This is a genomic window from Arthrobacter sp. NEB 688 (assembly GCF_013201035.1).
In the GTDB taxonomy this organism is placed as follows: domain Bacteria; phylum Actinomycetota; class Actinomycetes; order Actinomycetales; family Dermatophilaceae; genus Phycicoccus.
The window spans coordinates 3,356,754-3,375,252 of sequence record NZ_CP053707.1; the positions used below are offsets into that span (position 1 = coordinate 3,356,754).

The following is an 18,499-nucleotide window of genomic DNA, read 5'->3' on the forward strand; positions in this document are numbered from 1 at the left end:
GTCAGGCCGGCGGCGGCGGGATCTCTCGGCCGTGCCGCCGCTCGACCGGGACGCCCATCTGCTCGGTGAGGGCGGCCCAGACCTCGCGCGGCGCCTCCCCGGCGTCCAGCGCCTGCTGGGCGGTGCGGCCCCCCAGTGCCGTCAGGTGCTGGTTGTTGGCCAACGAGCGGGCATAGGCGTCGCCGAACTCCTCGGCCATGAGCTCCCAGAACCTCGAGTGACGCATCCGCCGATCGTAGGGGCGCCCCTCACGGCCGGTGCGGCCGGGCCGCCGCTCGACGGCATACTGACGCCATGCGCCTCCTCACCGCCGACGGGGTCCTCCCCTCGCTCGCCCGTGTCCACGAGCCCTCGCAGCCGCCCGTCCGGGTCGGGCTGGTCCAGCACGCCTGGGACGAGGACGCCGACCGGCTGCGCGCGACGCTGCTCGACGGCGTCCGCACCGCCGCCGACGCCGGCGCGCAGGTCGTCTTCCTCCCCGAGCTCACGCTCTCGCGCTACCCGGCCGACACGCTGCCCAGCGGCCGCCCCGACACGACCGCCGAGTCGCTCGAGGACGGCCCCACGATGGCCTTCGCCCGCGAGGCCGCCGCGAGCGCGGGCCTCCACGTCCACGCGAGCCTGTACGAGAAGGCCCCCGCCCCGGACGGCGCCGACGACGGGCTCGGCTTCAACACCGCCGTGCTCGTCGCGCCGGACGGCACGCTCGTCGGCCGCACCCGCAAGACCCACATCCCCGTGACGGCCGGCTACTACGAGGACAAGTACTTCCGCGCCGGCCCGCCGCAGGACGCCTACCCGGTCTACGACCTCGACGCCGTCGGCGGGATGCGCGTCGGCCTGCCGACCTGCTGGGACGAGTGGTTCCCCGAGGTCGCCCGCTCCTACGGTCTCGCCGGCGCGCAGGTCCTCGTCTACCCGACCGCGATCGGGTCCGAGCCCGACCACCCCGACTTCGACACCCAGCCCCTGTGGGAGCACACGATCGTCGGCCACGCCATCGCCAACGGCGTCTTCGTCGTCGTCCCCAACCGCTACGGCACCGAGGGGCTCATCACCTTCTACGGCTCGTCGTTCATCGCCGACCCGTACGGCCGCGTGCTCGTCCGGGCGCCGCGCGACGAGGCGGCCGTCCTCGTCGCCGACCTCGACCTCGCGCAGGGCCGCGACTGGATCGACCTCTTCCCCTTCCTCTCCACGCGCCGCCCCGACTCCTACGCCTCGCTCGCCGCGCCCATCCGGCCCGAGCACCGCCGGGAGGGCTGAGCCGTGCCCTGGACGATGCCCCCGGAGTGGGCGCCGCACGAGCGCACCTGGATGGCCTGGCCGTCGTCCGGGTACACGCTCGGCGAGACCGACGCCGACGCCGACGAGGCCCGGGCGACGTGGGCCGACGTCGCGCTCGCGGTCTCGCGCTTCGAGCCGGTCACCGTCGTCGTCGACCCCGACGCCGTCGCGGTGGCCCGGCACTGGCTCGACGAGGGCCGCCACGGCCGCTACCGCGTCGACCTGCTCGAGGCGCCGCTCGACGACGCGTGGATGCGCGACATCGGGCCCACCTTCGTCCGCGGCGACGACGGCACGCTCGGCGCCGTCGACTGGGTCTTCAACGGCTGGGGCGCGCAGGAGTGGGCGTCGTGGGATCACGACGCCCGCATCGGGACCTTCGTCGCCGGGCGCGCCGGGGCCGAGCGCATCGGCTCCGAGCTCGTCAACGAGGGCGGCGGGCTCCACGTCGACGGCGAGGGCACCGTCCTGCTCACCGAGACGGTGCAGCTCGACCCGGGCCGCAACGCCGGGCTCTCGCGCGAGGAGGTCGAGGCCGAGATGGCCCGCACGATCGGCGCGACCCGGTGCCTCTGGCTGCCGCGCGGGCTGACCCGCGACTACGACGAGTTCGGCACCCGCGGGCACGTCGACATCGTCGCCGCCTTCGCCGCGCCCGGCACGGTGCTGCTGCACTGGCAGGACGACCCGGCCCACCCCGACCACGAGGTCTCGGTCGAGCTCGAGGGCCTGCTGTCGTCGTCGACGGACGCCGCGGGCCGCACGCTCGAGGTCGTCCGGGTGCCCGCTCCGCGCACCCTGGAGGACGAGGAGGGCTGGGTCGACTGGTCCTACATCAACCACCTCGTCGTCAACGGCGGCGTCGTGGCCTGCGCCTTCGACGACCCGCGCGACGCCGAGTCCCTCGCGGTGCTCGAGCAGGCCTACCCGGGGCGCCGCGTCGTCGGCGTCGACGCGCGGCCGCTCTTCGCGCGCGGCGGCGGCATCCACTGCATCACCCAGCAGCAGCCGGCGGGCTGAGCGCGCGGCCGGGGTGGCCGCCCGTCGGTGCCGCGTGCCACGGTGTCGACCACCGACCGAGGAGGCCGCCGATGTCCCGCACCCGGGTCCACAACTTCTCCGTCTCGCTCGACGGGTTCGCCACGGGCGAGCCGCAGTCGCGCGAGGCCCCGTTCGGCCACGCCGGCCAGCGGCTGCACACGTGGATGTTCGCCACGCGGTTCTGGGGGCCGCAGGGCGCGGCGGGCGTGGACGACGCCCTGGCGCAGCAGCACTCGGTCGGCATCGGCGCGGAGGTCATGGGCTCGCACAGGTTCGGTCCGCCGGGCTGGCAGGACGACCCCGACTGGCGCGGCTGGTGGGGTGAGGACCCCCCGTTCCACACCCCGACCTTCGTCCTCACCCACCGCCCGCGGCCCCCGCTCGAGATGGCGGGCGGCACGACCTTCCACTTCCTCGACGCCTCCCCGGCGGAGGCGCTCGAGGTCGCACGGGAGGCGGCCGGCGGGCTCGACGTCCGCATCGGCGGTGGCGCCACCGTCGTGCGCGACTACCTCGCCGCCGGGCTCGTCGACCACGCCCACGTCGTGCAGGTGCCGGTCCTGCTCGGGCGCGGCGTGCGGCTCTGGGACGGCCTCGAGTCGCTCGAGGACTCCTACGCGATCGAGGCGGTTGCCTCGCCGAGCGGTGTGGTCCACCTGCTGCTGACCCGTCAGGCCTGACCCGTGGTCACCGTGCTGCGCCCGGAGCGCGACGACGACCACGACGTCCTCTTCGCCTGGCAGCGCGACCCCGCCGCCGTCCGGATGGCCGCCTTCACCCGTGAGGACCCCGACGACCGCGCCGCCTTCGACGCCCACCAGCACCGCATCCGGTCCGACCCCGCCGTCCGGCACCGGGCGGTCGAGCGCGACGGCGTGCTCGTCCCCACCGTCGCGGCGTTCACCGTCGAGGGCGAGCGCGAGGTCACCTACTGGGTCGACCCCGGGCGCTGGGGCGAGGGCATCGCGGCGGAGGCCCTGCGGCTGCTGCTGCTCGAGGAGCCGGCGCGGCCGGTGTTCGGACGCGTCGTCGCCGACAACGTCCGGTCGCGGACGGTGCTGGAGCGCAACGGGTTCCGCGTCGTCGGCGAGGACTCCGGCTGGGCGGCCGGCCGGGGCGCCGAGGTCCGCGAGCTGGTGCTGCGGCTCGACGCCTGACCGCCCGGCGTCAGGAGCCGGGGGCCAGCACCTCGAGGAGCTCCTCCGCCCGCTCGCGCGCCGCGTCCTCGGGCACCTCGAGGGTCCCGACCCGCGGCGAGAGGTTGAGGTCGAGCAGCACCTCCGTCGCGCCGTGCCGGGCCAGCGCCCCGGCGTCGTCGCGCAGCTGCTCGGCCGTCCCGTGGAAGGGCCTGCGCCCGGGGCCGGGGTCGCGCGGGGTGAGCTCGGGGACGACGCGGACGAGGACGTGGAGGTCGCCGGGGTCGCGCCCGGCGTCGCGGGCTCCGGCCCGCACCACCTCGACGTCGTGGGCGAGCCGCGCGAGGTCGTGGGTGCTGCCGGCGACCCATCCGTCGGCGAGCCGGCCGGCGCGGTGCAGGGCGGGCTCGGCCGTGCCCCCGACGAGGAGCGGCAGGTGCGGCCGCTGGACCGGCATCGGACCGAGGTGCGAGGGCGGCACGGTGTAGAACTCGCCGGTGAAGGCGACCGGGTCCTCGGTCCACAGGGCGAGCAGGCAGCGCAGGTACTCCTCGAAGCGCTCACCGCGTCGGTGCATCGGCACCCCGGCGGCGACGTGCTCCTCGGGCAGCCACCCCATCCCCACGCCGACCGTGAGCCGCCCGCCGGAGACGACGTCGAGGGAGGCCGTCTGCTTGGCGAGCAGCGCCGGGGCGGTGAACGGCGCGCAGATCGTCGCCGTGCCCAGGCGGATGCGTGTCGTGTGCCCGGCCACGAGGGCGAGGGCCACGACCGGGTCGAGGACGCTGCGGTGGGATGCCCCGAGCCGGCCGTCGACCGGCCAGAGGGTGCGCTGGAACGTCCAGAGCGAGGCCCACCCCCGCTCCTCGGCCCGACGGGCCACCTCGACGACCGTGGCCGGTGTGGCCCACGCGCCGGCGACCGGCAGGCCGAACCCGAGCACCGGCAGGTCGTCGTCCATCGGCCCATGCTGGCAGGTCGACCGGCCCCGGACCGGTCCGTGTCGAGGGGCCGTCCGCACCGACCCGAGGTGTCGGTGCCGGGTGAGAGGGTGTGGAGCACATGGCTACCGACGTCCTCGACCGCTTCTCCCCCGCCACCGCCGCCTGGTTCCGCGGGAGCTTCAGCACACCCACGGCGGCGCAGGCCGGCGCCTGGGAGGCGGTCAGCAGCGGGCACCACGCGCTCGTCGTGGCCCCGACCGGGTCGGGCAAGACCCTGTCGGCGTTCCTCTGGGCGCTCGACCGCCTCGCCGCCGAGCCGGTGCCCGAGGAGCGGCTCAAGCGCTGCCGGGTCCTCTACGTCTCGCCGATGAAGGCGCTCGCCGTCGACGTCGAGCGCAACCTGCGCAGCCCGCTCGTCGGCATCCGGCACGCGGCGACCCGCCTGGGCCTGCCGGAGCCCGACATCACCGTCGCGGTGCGCTCGGGCGACACCCCGGCCGACGAGCGGCGGGCCTTCGCGCGCACGCCGTCCGACGTGCTCATCACGACGCCCGAGTCCCTCTTCCTCATCCTCACCTCCGCGGCGCGCGAGGCGCTGGCCGGCGTCGAGACCGTCGTCCTCGACGAGGTCCACGCCCTCGCCGGCACCAAGCGCGGCGCGCACCTGGCCCTCTCGCTCGAGCGCCTCGACGGGCTCCTCGACCGGCCGGCACAGCGGATCGGGCTGTCCGCCACCGTCCGTCCCGTCGAGGAGGTCGCCCGCTACCTCGCCGGCGGCCGGCCCGTCGACATCGTGCAGCCGCCCTCGACCAAGGAGTGGGACCTCAAGGTCGTCGTGCCGGTCCCCGACATGAGCGAGCTCGGGCAGCCGACCGGCGACCTCGCCGGGGCCGCGTCCGGGCAGGAGCAGCGGGCGAGCATCTGGCCGCACGTCGAGGAGCGCATCGTCGACCTCGTCGCCGACCACACCTCGACCCTCGTGTTCTCCAACAGCCGGCGCCTCGCCGAGCGGCTGACGACGCGCCTCAACGAGATCTGGGAGGAACGGGTCGAGGCGGCTGACGGCGCCGCCGAGGTGGGCGCCGAGGGGGCCGTTCCTCGGCCGGCGGTGCTCAAGGCCGCCCCGGCCCAGGTGATGGCCCAGACGGGTCAGTCCGCCGGCGCCGCACCGGTGCTCGCGCGGGCCCACCACGGCTCGGTCAGCAAGGAGCAGCGCGGCCAGATCGAGGAGGACCTCAAGTCCGGGCGGCTGCCGGCCGTCGTCGCGACGAGCAGCCTCGAGCTCGGCATCGACATGGGCGCGGTCGACCTCGTCGTCCAGGTCGAGTCGCCGCCGTCGGTCGCCTCCGGGCTGCAGCGCGTCGGCCGCGCCGGCCACCAGGTCGGCGCCGTCTCGCGCGGGGTGCTCTTCCCGAAGTTCCGCGGCGACCTCGTCCAGACGGCCGTCGTCGTCGAGCGGATGCTCTCGGGCAGCATCGAGGCCCTCCACGTCCCGCAGACGCCGCTCGACGTCCTCGCGCAGCAGGTCGTCGCGATGTGCGCGCTCGACGAGTGGACCGTCGACGACGTCCTCGCGCTGGCCCGCCGCTCGGCGCCGTACGCGACGCTCACCCGGCCGGTGCTCGAGTCGGTCCTCGACATGCTCGCGGGCCGCTACCCCAGCGAGGACTTCGCCGAGCTGCGGGCCCGCATCACGTGGGACCGCCTGTCCGACACCCTGGCCGGCCGCCGCGGGGCACAGCGCCTCGCCGTCACGTCCGGTGGCACCATCCCGGACCGCGGCCTCTACGCCGTCTTCCTCGCGACCGGCGAGGGGCCGGGCCGCCGCGTCGGCGAGCTCGACGAGGAGATGGTCTACGAGTCGCGCGTCGGCGACCTGTTCACCCTCGGCACGAGCACCTGGCGCATCGAGGACATCACGCACGACCGCGTGCTCGTGACCCCCGCACCGGGCCTGCCCGGGCGGCTGCCGTTCTGGAAGGGCGACTCCCTCGGGCGCCCCGCCGAGCTCGGCCGGGCCGTCGGAGAGTTCGTCCGCGAGGTCGAGGCCCTCTCCCCCACCGCCGCCCGCGAGCGCGTCATGGCCGCCGGGCTCGACGACTGGGCCGCCGACAACCTCCTCACGTACCTGCGCGAGCAGCGCGAGGCCACCGGCCACGTCCCCGACGACCGCACCGTCGTCGTCGAGCGCTTCCGTGACGAGCTCGGCGACTGGCGCATCGCCGTCCACTCCCCCTTCGGCGCCCAGGTCCACGCCCCGTGGGCGCTGGCCCTCTCGGCCCGGATGCGCGACCGCTTCGGGGTCGACGTCCAGGCGATGCACGGTGACGACGGCATCGTCCTGCGCCTGCCGGACCTCGAGTTCGACGACGTCGAGGGCCTGGACCGGCGCGGTGTCGGGCGCGAGCTGCTCGACCTCGTGACGCTCGACCCGGACGACGTGCGGGCCACCGTCACCGAGGAGATCGGCGGCTCGGCCCTGTTCGCCAGCCGCTTCCGCGAGTGCGCCGCCCGGGCCCTTCTTCTGCCCCGTCGTCGCCCCGACCGCCGCCAGCCGCTCTGGCAGCAGCGCCAGCGCGCCTCCCAGCTGCTCGAGGTCGCGAGCCGGTTCCCGACCTTTCCGATCGTCCTCGAGGCCGTGCGCGAGTGCGTCCAGGACGTCTTCGACGTGCCCGGCCTCGTCGAGCTGATGCGCGACGTCGCCGGCCGTAAGGTCACCGTCGTCGAGGTCGAGTCGAGCACGCCCTCCCCCTTCGCGAAGTCGCTGCTCTTCGGCTACGTCGCCCAGTTCCTCTACGAGGGCGACACCCCGCTGGCCGAGCGGCGCGCCGCGGCCCTGGCCCTCGACCCCTCGCTCCTCGCCGAGCTGCTCGGCGGGTCCGAGGGCCTCGCGCTGCGCGACCTCCTCGACGCCGAGCAGGTCGCGCGCACCGAGGCCGAGCTCCAGCGGCTGACCCCGGAGCGGGCCGCCCGCGACGGCGACGACGTCCTCGACCTGCTCCGGGTGCTCGGCCCGCTGTCCGTCGACGGCGTGCTCCAGCGCTGCCGCGAGGGGGTCAACGGCGCCGACGTCGAGGGCTGGCTCGCCGACCTCGGGGCCGCGCGCCAGGTCATCCCGGTCCGGGTCGCCGGCGAGGAGCGCTGGGCGGCCATCGACGACGCCTCCCGGCTGCGCGACGCCCTCGGCGCCTCGCTTCCGCCGGGGGTCCCGCAGACCTTCCTCGAGCCGGTCCCGGACCCGCTCGGCGACCTCGTCGCCCGCTACGCCCGCACCCACGCGCCCTTCCACGCGGCCGAGGTCGCGCGCTCCTACGGCATCGGCGTGGCCGTGGCGGCCCAGACCCTCGCGCGGCTGGTGTCGTCCGGGCGCGTCGTCGAGGGCGAGCTGCTGCCGACCGGCGGCGGCTCGACCGAGTTCTGCGACGCCGAGGTGCTGCGGATGCTCCGCCGCCGCTCGCTCGCCGCGCTGCGGGCCGAGGTCGAGCCGGTCACGCCCGACGCGTTCGGCCGCTTCGTCACCGAGTGGCAGGGCGTCGGCGGGCGGCTGCGCGGGCGCGACGGCGTGCTGCGGGCCGTCGAGCAGCTGAGCGGCGCCGTGCTGCCCGCGAGCGCCGTCGAGTCGCTCGTCCTGCCCGCTCGCGTCGCCGACTACACGCCGGCCCTCCTCGACGAGCTGATGGCCGGCGGGGAGGTCCTCTGGTGCGGCCACGGGTCGCTCCCGGGTGACGACGGCTGGGTGTCGCTCCACGTGGCCGACTCCGCCCACCTGACCCTCCCGGGCCCGGACCTCGAGAAGGTCCCCGGCGAGGAGGGTCTCGCCGTGCTCGACGTCCTCGCGGGCGGTGGCGCGCACTTCTTCCGCAGCCTGTCCGACCAGGTCGGCAGCACCGACGACGAGGCGCTCGCCACGACCCTGTGGGACCTCGTGTGGTCCGGCCGGGTCACCGGCGACACCTTCGCCCCCGTGCGGGCGGTGCTCGCCGGTGGCCGCACCGCGCACAAGCGCAGCACGCCGGCGCCCCGCCGCACCCGCTACGGCAACCGCCGCGGGCCGCTCGGCGCCCTGGGCTCGGCGCCCTCCCGCCCCGCCTTCCCCGCCCGCTCGGGCCCGCCGCGGGTCACCGGGCGCTGGGCCCTGCTCCCGCCGGCCGACGCCGACCCCACGCTGCGCGCCCTCGCCACCGCCGAGCTCCTGCTCGACCGCTACGGCATCGTCACCCGGGGCGCCGTCGCCGCCGAGGAGGTGCCCGGCGGCTTCGCCGGTGTCTACCGCGTGCTCGGCAAGGCCGAGGAGAGCGGCCGGGTGCGCCGGGGATACTTCGTCGAGGGGCTCGGGGCCTCGCAGTTCGGCACGGCCGGCGCCGTCGACCGGCTGCGGGCCGGCACCGGCCCGGCCGGCAGCGAGCGGCGCGGCGAGCCCACGACCGTCGTGCTCGCCGCGAGCGACCCCGCCAACCCGTACGGCGCGGCCCTCCCCTGGCCCGACCGCGTCGCCGACCCCGCCGACGGCGAGCCCGACGACAAGCGGCGCCGGCACCAGCCGGGCCGCAAGGCCGGTGCGGTCGTCGTCCTCGTCGACGGCGTCCTCGCGCTCTACGTCGAGCGCGGCGGCAAGACGCTGCTGACCTTCGCCGAGGACGCCGACGTCCTCGCGCGCGCGGCGGCGGCCCTCGCGGACGCGGTCCGGCGGGGGCACCTCGGGCGGATCACCGTCGAGAAGGCCGACGGTGGCCAGCTGCTCGGCTCCGACCACCCGGTCGTCGGGGCCCTCGAGGCCGCGGGGTTCCACCTGACCCCACGGGGCCTGCGGATGCGGCGGTGAGCCGGCGTGCCCGAGGGTGACACCGTCCACCGCACCGCCGACCGGCTGCACCGTGCCCTCGCGGGCCGGGTCGTGACGCACGCCGAGCTGCGCTGGCCGTCGGCTCCGGACGTCGACCTGCGCGGGGCGACGACGCTCGAGGTGGTCGCGCGCGGCAAGCACGTCCTCCAGCGCTTCGACACCGGCTCGACCCTCCACACGCACCTGCGGATGGAGGGCCAGTGGCGCGTCGAGCACCCCGGGCCGCGCACCGAGCGCACGCTGCGGCGCTCCGACCTGCGCGCCGCGGTGCTCACCGACGAGTGGTCCGGGTTCGGCCTGCGCCTGGGGATGCTCGACCTCGTGCCCACCAGCCGGGAGGCCGACCTCGTCGGGCACCTCGGGCCGGACGTCCTCGGCCCCGACTGGGACCCCGACCTCGCCCGCGACCACGTCCTCGCCGACCCGCGCACGCTCGTCGAGTCGCTGCTCGACCAGCGCACCCTGGCGGGGGTCGGCACGTACTGGGCCAGCGAGCTGCTGTTCATCGAGCGGCTCTTCCCGTGGCAGCCGGCTGCCGACGCCGACCCCGAGCGCCTCGACCGGATGCTCGCCCGGCTGCACCGCCTCATGGCGGCGGCCGAGCGCACCGGGTGGCAGTCCGCCACCGGCATCCAGCGGGCCGGCGAGGAGTCCTACGTCCACGCGCGCTCCGGCCGTCCGTGCCGGCGCTGCGGCGACACCGTCCGGGTCGCGATGGCCGGCGTCCCGCCACGCGAGCGGACGATCTTCTCCTGCCCGACGTGCCAGGGCGGTCTCGCCCCCACCGACGACGGGCGCCCCCAGCGCCCCCTGGGCAGCACCCCCGGCCCGGGCCCCCGCGGCGCCTACCGCCGCCGCACTCCCTGACCGGCCCGCCCCACGAACCCCACGCGCCTGGACATGTCGGGGGCACCCCGACAGGTCGACCAGACACGACCTCGGGGCCGGGTCTGGCGGACGAGCCCGTGTCTCGCGCCCTGGCCGGAGTCACCTCGCCGCGGCGGGGTCATCTCGCTCTGCCGGGGTGCCATGGCGCGGCGGCAGGGCGAGGTCGGGTCGGCAGGGCGAGGTCGGGGCGGCACAGCGCGACTTATACGGCACAGCGATGCCCTGGCGGCCGGGGGCCAGCGAGCGTACTGAGAGCGCCGTGCTGCGGTGGGTGCGGGACCGGTCGGCGGTCAGGCCGCGGAGGCGGAGACCTCGTCGGCGGCGCGCGCCGGCCCGACGGGGAGGGTGACCGGGGCGCTCATCGTCTCGACGTGCGCGACGCGGTCGCGGACGAGGGAGAGCAGGTCCGAGAGCGTCATCCCGAGGCCGTCGCAGACGGAGGCGAGCAGCTCGGAGGAGGCCTCCTTGGTCCCGCGCTCGATCTCGCTGAGGTACCCGAGCGAGACGGCGGAGGACTTGGCGACGTCGCGCAGCGTGCGCTTCTGGGCAGTGCGCACCTCACGGAGCACCTCGCCCAGCTCGTGGCGGAGCAGGATCACGGCGCCTCCTCTCGGGACGTCTGCTCGTCGGTCGTTGCCTTACGGTACCGCGCCGGCGCCTCGTCGGCAGGGAGGTTCCGGACCGTCCCGGCCAGCAGGACGAGGGCCGCCGTGACGCTCGCGGCCCGGACCTGCGCCCGGTCACCGGAGAACGCGTGCTGCTCGACGGCTGTTCCCGCCGGCCCGGCCACGGCGACGAACACGGTGCCGACCGGCCGCCCGTCCGCCGGGTCGGGCCCGACGAGCTCCGACGCGACCGCGGCGCTCACCGCGTGGCTCCCCCGGACCGGCGGGCCGCGCGCTCGGCGCGCTTGCGCACCGCCCGCTCGCTCGTGCGCCGCAGCCGCAGGGCCTGGACGAGGTAGTCGACGCCGGTGACGACCGTGACGAGGACGGCCGCGCCGAGCAGCGTCCACGCGAGGGCGTCCCAGAAGCCGGTGAACGGCAGCGTCGTGCGCGGCCAGAGGAAGAACCCGATGCCGAAGGTCTGCAGCAGCGTCTTCACCTTGCCGCCGCGCCCCGCGGCCATCACGCCGTGCCGGATGACCCAGAAGCGCACCGCGGTGATGCCCCACTCGCGCACGAGGACGAGCACGGTCACCCACCACATGACCTCGCCGACGCTCGAGAGGCCGACGAGCGCCATCGTCACCAGGGCCTTGTCGGCGATGGGGTCGACGACCTTGCCGAAGTTCGTCACGAGGCCCCGGCTGCGGGCGAGGTCGCCGTCGATCCGGTCGGTGATCATCGCGACGGCGAAGACGCCGAAGGCCGCCCAGCGGTAGGTCGGGTCCTCGCCCCCGTGGGTCAGCAGCAGCCACCCGAAGACCGGGACGAGGGCCAGCCGCAGCACGGTGAGGTAGTTGGCGATGTTCCAAGCGCTCGGGCCGGTCTCGGGGACGGCGGGGCTGGCCGGGTCGATGCCGACCCGGTAGGGGTCGCTCATCCGGCCGTCGGCCAGCGGCCCGGGGCGGACGGGGCGCGGCGGGCGGGGGGTGGGTTCGCTCATCGCGGCTCCACCAGCAGGTCGACTCCCTCCGCCCCCACGACGACGCCCTCGACGAACGAGCCGACGGCGGGCAGAGCGCCTCCGGCCGTCCGCACGTGGCACACCCCGTCGACGTCCGGCCCCTGGTGGTCGGCCCGGCCGACGACGACCGACGCGTCGTCCTCGTCGCGCTCCTCGACGAGGACGGTCACGTGCTCGCCGACGCGCTCGAGGGCGCGCTGGGCGGTCAGCTCCTCGACGAGGGCGGACACCCGCTCGACCCGCTCGGCGACGACGTCCTCGGGCAGGTGGCCGTCGAGGTTCTCGCCCTCGGTGCCGTCCTCGTCCGAGTACCCGAACACGCCGACGACGTCGAGCCGCGCCGCGACGAGGAAGCGCTCGAGCTCCTCGACGTCGGCCTCGGTCTCGCCCGGGAAGCCGACGATGACGTTGCTGCGGGCGCCGGCCAGCGGCTGGCGCGAGCGCACGCCCTCGAGCAGCCCGAGGAAGGGCTCGGTGCCGCCGAAGCGCCGCATCCGGCGCAGCAGCGGCGTCGAGGCGTGCTGGAAGGACAGGTCGTACCAGGGCGAGACGCCCGGCGTGGCGGCCATCGTCTCGAGCAGGCCGGGGCGGACCTCGGCCGGCTGGAGGTAGGAGACCCGGACCCGCTCGACGCCGTCGATGGCGGTCAGCTCGGGGAGGATCGCCTCGAGCAGCGTCAGGTCGCCGAGGTCCTTGCCGTACGACGTCGAGTTCTCGCTGACGAGGAACAGCTCGCGCACGCCCTGCCCGGCGAGCCAGCGCGCCTCGGCGAGGACGTCGGTGGGCCGGCGCGACACGAAGGAGCCGCGGAACATCGGGATGGCGCAGAAGGCACACCGCCGGTCGCAGCCGCTCGCGATCTTCAGCGGCGCCCACGGGGCGGACCCGAGGCGCGCGCGGACGACCTCGGCGTCGTGGCCGGGCAGGGCGACGGCGTCGGAGGCCGCGGGACGCTCGACCGGCGACAGCGGCAGCAGCCGCCGGCGGTCGGTCGGGACGTGGGAGCGCGGCTTGCCGCCGGCGAGGATGCCCTGGAGGTGGGTCGACATGTCGGCGTAGGAGTCGAAGCCGAGCACCGCGTCGGCGTCGGGCAGCTCGTCCGCGAGGGTCTGCCCGTAGCGCTCCGCGAGGCACCCCACGGCGACGACGGCCTGGGTGCGGCCCGTCTCCTTGAGGTCGGCCGCCTCGAGGAGGGTGTCGATGGAGTCCTTCTTCGCCTGCTCGACGAACCCGCACGTGTTGACGAGGGCGACGTCGGCGTCCGCGGCGTCGTCGACGAGGGTCCACCCGTCGGCGGCGAGCCGGCCGGCGAGCTCCTCCGAGTCGACCTCGTTGCGGGTACAGCCGAGGGTCACGAGCGCGACGCTGCCGCGGGTCGCAGAAGTCGTCATGCCGCCACTCTAGTTGCGCCCGGCGAGGCCTTCGGGCACCCCCGGTAGGGTCGCGCGCATGCTCGAGCACACCGAGGCCCGCATCCGCGCGCTGCTGCGCCACCACCCGGTCCTCGACGGCCACAACGACCTGCCCTGGGAGGCCCGCGAGCGGGTCGGCTACGACTGGGACCGCCTCGACCTCGCGGCCGGCGGCCTCGGCACCCACACCGACCTCCCGCGGCTGCGCGAGGGCGGCGTCGGCGCCCAGTTCTGGTCGGTCTTCGTGCCCTCGGACCTCCAGGGCGACGCCGCCGTCGCGGCCACCCTCGAGCAGGTCGACGCCGTCCACGAGATGGTCCGCCGCCACCCCGGCGACCTCGCGCTCGCGACGACCCGCGCCGAGGTCGAGCAGGCCCTCGCGACCGGGCGCATCGCCTCGCTCATGGGCGCCGAGGGCGGGCACAGCATCGACTCCTCGCTCGGCACCCTGCGGATGCTCTTCGCCCTCGGCGTGCGCTACATGACGCTCACCCACAACGACAACGTCCCGTGGGCCGACTCCGCGACCGACGAGCCCGTGCTCGGCGGCCTGTCCGCGTTCGGCCGCGAGGTCGTGCGCGAGATGAACCGGCTCGGGATGCTCGTCGACCTCAGCCACGTCTCCGCGGGCACGATGCGCGACGCGCTCGAGGTCGCTGAGGCGCCGGTCGTCTTCTCGCACTCCTCGGCCCTCGCCGTCTGCGACCACCCGCGCAACGTCCCGGACGACGTCCTCGAGCGGCTGCCCGACAACGGGGGCGTCTGCATGGTCACCTTCGTGCCGAAGTTCGTCTCCCCCGCCGTGCGCGAGTGGGACCTCGAGGCCGCGGACGTCGCTGCCGCCGAGGGCATCTCGTCGTCCGACTTCGTCGCCTACACCGCCTTCACCGCCGCCCGTCGCCGGACCCACCCCGCACCGGCGGCCACGATCGACGACGTCGTCGCGCACTGCGAGCACGTCCGCGAGGTCGCCGGCGTCGAGCACATCGGCCTCGGCGGCGACTACGACGGCGTCGACGTGCAGCCGGAGGGCCTCGAGGACGTCAGCGGCTACCCGCGCCTGCTCGCCGCCCTCGCCGAGCGCGGGTGGAGCGACGCCGACCTCGGCGCGCTCACGAGCGGCAACGCCCTGCGCGTCCTCGGGGAGGCGCAGGAGCGGGCGGTCGCGCTGGCCGCCACCCGCGGGCCGGGCCTGGCCCGCATCGAGGACCTCGACGGCGTCCCCGCCTGAGGCCCGCCCGCCTCACTGGCGCGAGCGCATGACGGTCAGCGCCACGAGGCGGGAGATGACCATCGCGACGTACATGACGCCGCCGAGCTGCTCGAGGGTGCCCACCGCGCGCGCCTGCGGCTTGATCGGGACGACGTCGGAGAGACCGACGCTCGTGAGGTTGGCCGCCGAGTAGTAGAGGAGCTCCAGGAGCGTCCGCTTGCCGGGGCCGGTGAACGAGGTGAACGAGCTCGGCCAGAACTCCTGCACCGCGAGGTAGACGTACGCGAAGGCGAACATCAGCACCGTGAAGCAGGCGCCGACGGCGAACAGCTCGTCCTTGGTGACCCAGTAGTCCTCGAACATGTACGAGATGAGCGCGTACGCCGTGTAGAAGTAGAAGAGGGCCAGCGCGGTGTGCGCGAGGGCGAGCACGGTCGAGCTGTCGCTGAAGAAGGACCAGACCTCGAAGGACGCCGCCGGCAGCGCCAGCGTCGCCGAGAGCCACGTGAGCGCCGGGGTGCTGCGCACCGTGAACACGGCGATGACGAGCGCCGTCAGGCTGAGCAGCGAGATGACCGACGAGCCGCCGTCGGCCTCCTCGAGGAAGGGCAGCAGCAGGATGACGAGCACCTGCATCCCGAGCAGGAAGGCCGAGGGCTGCTTGCGGAGGGTCGCCCGCCAGCGGGCGCTCCGGGACGGGGGCTCGCGCAGCTCCTCCCAGGTCGAGGTCATGGGAGCACGGTAGCCCGGGGGCGACCGCGTCCGGTCACCGGCGGCCCGTCAGCTCCCAGGCGTCCTCGCCGCCCTCGTCGTCGTCGCCGTACTCGACCGCGACGGGGTAGCGGTCGAGGTCGTCGGCCACCGCGTCGCCGCCGTAGCGGACGACCGGCACCTCGGCCGTGTCGTCCTCCGGCACGACGGAGGCCGCGGCCAGCGTGTGCGCGTCGCCGTCCATCGCCTGGCCGTCGAAGGGCACGTCGGCCTCCGGGACGTCCTCGCCGCGCAGCAGCGCGAGGGTCGTCGGCAGGTCGTCGGCCTTGACGAGCACGTCGCGGGCCTTCGAGCCCTCCGAGGGCCCGACGACGCCGCGCGACTCGAGGAGGTCCATGAGCCGGCCGGCCTTGGCGAACCCGACGCGCAGCTTGCGCTGGAGCATCGAGGTCGACCCGAACTGCGTCGTCACGACGAGCTCGGTCGCCTGGAGCAGGAGGTCGAGGTCGTCGCCGATGTCGTCGTCGACCTGCTTCTTCGGCGCGACGACGACGACGTCCTCGCGGTAGCGGGGCTTGAGCTGCTCGGTGACGTGCGTGACGACGGCCTGGATCTCGGACTCCGTGACCCACGCGCCCTGGACGCGCATCGGCTTGCTCGCACCCATCGGGAGGAACAGCGCGTCACCCTGGCCGATGAGCTTCTCGGCGCCCGGCTGGTCGAGGACGACGCGGCTGTCGGCGAGCGAGGAGGTCGCGAACGCCATCCGCGAGGGGACGTTGGCCTTGATGAGGCCGGTGACGACGTCGACGGAGGGACGCTGCGTCGCGAGGACGAGGTGGATGCCCGCCGCGCGCGCGAGCTGCGTGATGCGGACGATCGACTCCTCGACGTCGCGGGGCGCGACCATCATGAGGTCGGCGAGCTCGTCGACGATGACGAGCAGGTACGGGTAGGGCGTGATGACCCGCTCCGAGCCGGGCAGCGGCTTGACCTTGCCGGCCTTGACCGCCCGGTTGAAGTCGTCGACGTGCTTGAACCCGAACGCCGCGAGGTCGTCGTAGCGGGTGTCCATCTCGCGCACGACCCACTGGAGGGCCTCGGCGGCCTTCTTGGGGTTGGTGATGATCGGCGTGATGAGGTGCGGGATGCCCTCGTACGCGGTGAGCTCGACGCGCTTGGGGTCGACGAGGACCATCCGCACCTCGTCGGGCGTGGAGCGCATGAGGATCGAGGTGATCATCGAGTTGACGAAGCTCGACTTGCCGGCGCCCGTGGCGCCCGCGACGAGCAGGTGCGGCATCTTCGCGAGGTTGGCGATGACGTAGCCGCCCTCGACGTCCTTGCCGACGCCCATGACCATCGGGTGCTCGGAGCTGCGGGCCACCTGGCTGCGCAGGACGTCGCCGAGGCTGACCTTCTCGCGGTCCGTGTTCGGGATCTCGATGCCGATCGCGGACTTGCCGGGGATCGGGCTGAGGATGCGCACGTCGGCGCTGGCCACCGCGTAGGCGATGTTCTTCGAGAGGGCGGTGACCCGCTCGACCTTGATGCCGGGGCCGAGCTCGACCTCGTAGCGGGTGACGGTCGGGCCGCGGGTGAAGCCGGTGACCTGCGCGTCGATGTCGAACTGGTCGAGCACCGTCGTCAGCGAGTCGACGACGGCGTCGTTGGCCGCGCTGCGGGCCTTGTGCGGGCTGCCCGGCTCGAGGACCCCCGAGTCCGGCAGCGTGTACGTGATGTCGCCGGCGAGCGAGAGCTGCTCGACGCGCGGGGGCAGCTGCGTCGTGGGCGGCGCCTCGAGCGGCGCCTTGGCCTGCACCTGGCGCGCCAGCGCGGCGGCCGCCGCGGGCGGAGCCGTGGTGGGCTCGGCCTCGGCCGACACCGCCGGGGCCGGGGCGGCCGCGGGGCGCTTCTGCCCCGGGCGCAGGCGCTTGCCGGTGCGGGGGTCGACGACGGCGGCCTGCTCGAACGCCTCGTCGCCGTGCATCGAGGCCTCGGCCTCGGCGAGCTCGCGGGCGGTGCGGCGGCGGCGCGGCGCCTTCGCGGCCGGCTCCGGCTCGGGGTCCGCGGCGGCCGCGGGGTCGTGGCCGGTCAGCCGGTCCATGGCCTCCCGCAGGCGCTCGGGCACCTGGTGCAGCGGGGTGGCGGTGAGGACGAGGAGGGAGAAGAGCCCGAGGAGCAGCAGCAGCGGGACGGTGCCGTAGACGGACACGGCCGCCTCGAGCGGGCTGGAGGCGAGGAAGCCGATGATGCCGCCGGCCGCGCGCATCCCCTCGGCGCCCTCGGGCGGGGTCGGGATGTCGGCGGCGACGTGGACCAGGCCGCAGGCGGCGAAGGCGAGCGCGGTGGTGCCGACCGCGGCCCGCGAGGTCGTGGCCTCGTCGCGCGGGGCGCGCAGGACGCGGATGCCGAAGAGGAGCAGGACGATCGGCACGGCGTAGCCGACCTTGCCGAAGGTGCCGGCGACGACGGCGTGGACGATCGTGCCGACGGCCCCGGGCATCCCCCACCACTCGCGGGCGGCGACGACGACCGAGAGGGCGACGAGGAGGAAGCCGACCCCGTCGCGGCGGTGCTCCGGCTCGAGGTCGCGCCCGGCGTCCCCGACGGTGCGGGCGACGGCGCCGGTGGCGTGGGCCAGGCCCATCCAGGTCGACTGCGCGGCGCGCAGCGGCAGCGGCAGCCCGCCCGCGCGGGCCGGACGGGTGCGGGCCCGGGGGGTCGCCGCCTTCTTCCGCGTCGCGGGGCGCGTCGTGCCACCCCGGGAGCGGGAGGTGGAGGACGTACGTGTCGCCATGGTCGCAGGCTACGCGAGCGTCACAGCCGACTCACGTGTCACACGCGGCACGGGAGCCACGGATTTGACCGGTCGGGGGCGCGGCGGCGGGAGGACTGCTCCGGGAACGCCGACGTGCGGCGCCCCGCTCGACCCCTGTCGCCGAGCGGGACGCCGCACTGTCGTGCCGGCCGGTGCCCCGGGCGCGGCTCCCCCTGCGGAGCCGACCCGTGGCCGTCGGACCTGGCTCCCCCTGCGGAGCCGGCCGCCGTCCTGCCGGAGTTCAGGTCACCGGGAGCCCTGCGCCTCCGGTGAGGTCCCGCACCCGGCCCCTTCCACCGAAGTGGAGTTGACGAGGTGCTGACCCGTACTTTACGAACTCTTTACCCGGTCCGCCAGAGGTCGGACGAGATTTCCTCGACCCGTCCGGCTGGTGGACGTCCTGCTGTCCGGACCACTCGCGACCGTCCCTGCTCGGCGTCCGCTTGTCGTCCTCTGGTCAGTACTTTACGGAGCCTTTACCTTTTTCGCTCGATTTCGGCGATGTCGTCGACAAGCTCGGCCGAATGGATGACTCGTGGACGCGGGTGTACGGCAACGGATTCCGAAGGCTCTC

General features: G+C 75.2%; 15 protein-coding genes. 7 read left to right on the top strand and 8 right to left on the bottom strand.

Translation table 11 applies throughout. From position 1 onward, the window contains the following. Position 1: 1 nt before the first annotated feature. Complete coding sequence (locus tag HL663_RS15805; RefSeq protein WP_173029260.1) at positions 2-226, bottom strand: DUF3046 domain-containing protein; 225 nt, start codon at positions 224-226, stop codon at positions 2-4. 68 nt (positions 227-294) lie between these two features. Between HL663_RS15805 and HL663_RS15810 the strand changes: the two genes are divergently transcribed. The 4 genes from HL663_RS15810 (at position 295) to HL663_RS15825 (ending at position 3,485) form a co-directional block, all read left to right on the top strand. Then, complete coding sequence (locus HL663_RS15810) at positions 295-1,266, top strand: nitrilase-related carbon-nitrogen hydrolase (protein ID WP_173029261.1); 972 nt, start codon at positions 295-297, stop codon at positions 1,264-1,266. Positions 1,267-1,269: 3 nt separating this feature from the next. Then, positions 1,270-2,307, top strand: a complete 1,038-nt coding sequence (locus tag HL663_RS15815; RefSeq protein WP_286175711.1) for an agmatine deiminase family protein — start codon at positions 1,270-1,272, stop codon at positions 2,305-2,307. Between the two features lie 71 nt (positions 2,308-2,378). Further along, complete coding sequence (locus tag HL663_RS15820) at positions 2,379-3,008, top strand: dihydrofolate reductase family protein (protein WP_173029262.1); 630 nt, start codon at positions 2,379-2,381, stop codon at positions 3,006-3,008. Positions 3,009-3,011: 3 nt separating this feature from the next. After that, a complete protein-coding gene (locus HL663_RS15825; RefSeq protein ID WP_216842598.1) occupies positions 3,012-3,485 on the top strand; it encodes a GNAT family N-acetyltransferase in 474 nt (157 codons plus the stop codon). 10 nt (positions 3,486-3,495) lie between these two features. Here the strand turns inward: HL663_RS15825 and HL663_RS15830 are convergent, their stop codons facing one another. Further along, positions 3,496-4,425, bottom strand: coding sequence for a TIGR03619 family F420-dependent LLM class oxidoreductase (locus HL663_RS15830; protein ID WP_173029263.1), 930 nt, complete (start codon positions 4,423-4,425; stop codon positions 3,496-3,498). 101 nt (positions 4,426-4,526) lie between these two features. Here HL663_RS15830 and HL663_RS15835 point away from each other — a divergent pair, with 101 nt between their 5' ends. After that, positions 4,527-9,230: an ATP-dependent helicase gene (locus HL663_RS15835; RefSeq protein WP_173029264.1), complete on the top strand. Its 4,704-nt coding sequence runs from the start codon at positions 4,527-4,529 to the stop codon at positions 9,228-9,230. A 6-nt stretch (positions 9,231-9,236) separates the two neighbouring features. Continuing rightward, positions 9,237-10,118 (top strand): DNA-formamidopyrimidine glycosylase family protein, encoded by an 882-nt coding sequence (locus tag HL663_RS15840; RefSeq protein WP_173029265.1) that lies wholly within the window; start codon positions 9,237-9,239, stop codon positions 10,116-10,118. Between the two features lie 311 nt (positions 10,119-10,429). Here HL663_RS15840 and HL663_RS15845 read toward each other — a convergent pair whose 3' ends face one another. From HL663_RS15845 to rimO, 4 genes are read right to left on the bottom strand one after another with little or no spacing between them, the layout of a single operon-like run. Next, positions 10,430-10,738 carry a helix-turn-helix domain-containing protein gene (locus tag HL663_RS15845; RefSeq protein WP_173029266.1) on the bottom strand — a complete coding sequence of 103 codons (309 nt, stop codon included), beginning with the start codon at positions 10,736-10,738 and terminating at the stop codon, positions 10,430-10,432. Continuing rightward, entirely contained in the window at positions 10,735-11,007 is a 273-nt protein-coding gene (locus tag HL663_RS15850) for a CinA family protein (RefSeq protein ID WP_173029267.1), read from the bottom strand. The genes HL663_RS15845 and HL663_RS15850 overlap by 4 nt, the downstream gene beginning before the upstream one ends. Next, a complete protein-coding gene (gene pgsA, locus HL663_RS15855) occupies positions 11,004-11,747 on the bottom strand; it encodes a CDP-diacylglycerol--glycerol-3-phosphate 3-phosphatidyltransferase (RefSeq protein WP_286175714.1) in 744 nt (247 codons plus the stop codon). The genes HL663_RS15850 and pgsA overlap by 4 nt, the downstream gene beginning before the upstream one ends. After that, on the bottom strand, positions 11,744-13,159 hold the full coding sequence (gene rimO / locus HL663_RS15860; protein WP_173029268.1) for a 30S ribosomal protein S12 methylthiotransferase RimO: 1,416 nt from the start codon (positions 13,157-13,159) through the stop codon (positions 11,744-11,746). Before rimO ends, pgsA begins: the two co-directional genes overlap by 4 nt. A gap of 58 nt (positions 13,160-13,217) precedes the next feature. Between rimO and HL663_RS15865 the strand changes: the two genes are divergently transcribed. Then, a complete protein-coding gene (locus HL663_RS15865; protein WP_173029269.1) occupies positions 13,218-14,411 on the top strand; it encodes a dipeptidase in 1,194 nt (397 codons plus the stop codon). Positions 14,412-14,423: 12 nt separating this feature from the next. Here the strand turns inward: HL663_RS15865 and HL663_RS15870 are convergent, their stop codons facing one another. Beyond that, positions 14,424-15,125 (bottom strand): ion channel, encoded by a 702-nt coding sequence (locus HL663_RS15870; RefSeq protein ID WP_173029270.1) that lies wholly within the window; start codon positions 15,123-15,125, stop codon positions 14,424-14,426. A gap of 34 nt (positions 15,126-15,159) precedes the next feature. Beyond that, positions 15,160-17,904, bottom strand: coding sequence for an FtsK/SpoIIIE family DNA translocase (locus HL663_RS15875; protein WP_173029271.1), 2,745 nt, complete (start codon positions 17,902-17,904; stop codon positions 15,160-15,162). Positions 17,905-18,499 lie beyond the last annotated feature (595 nt).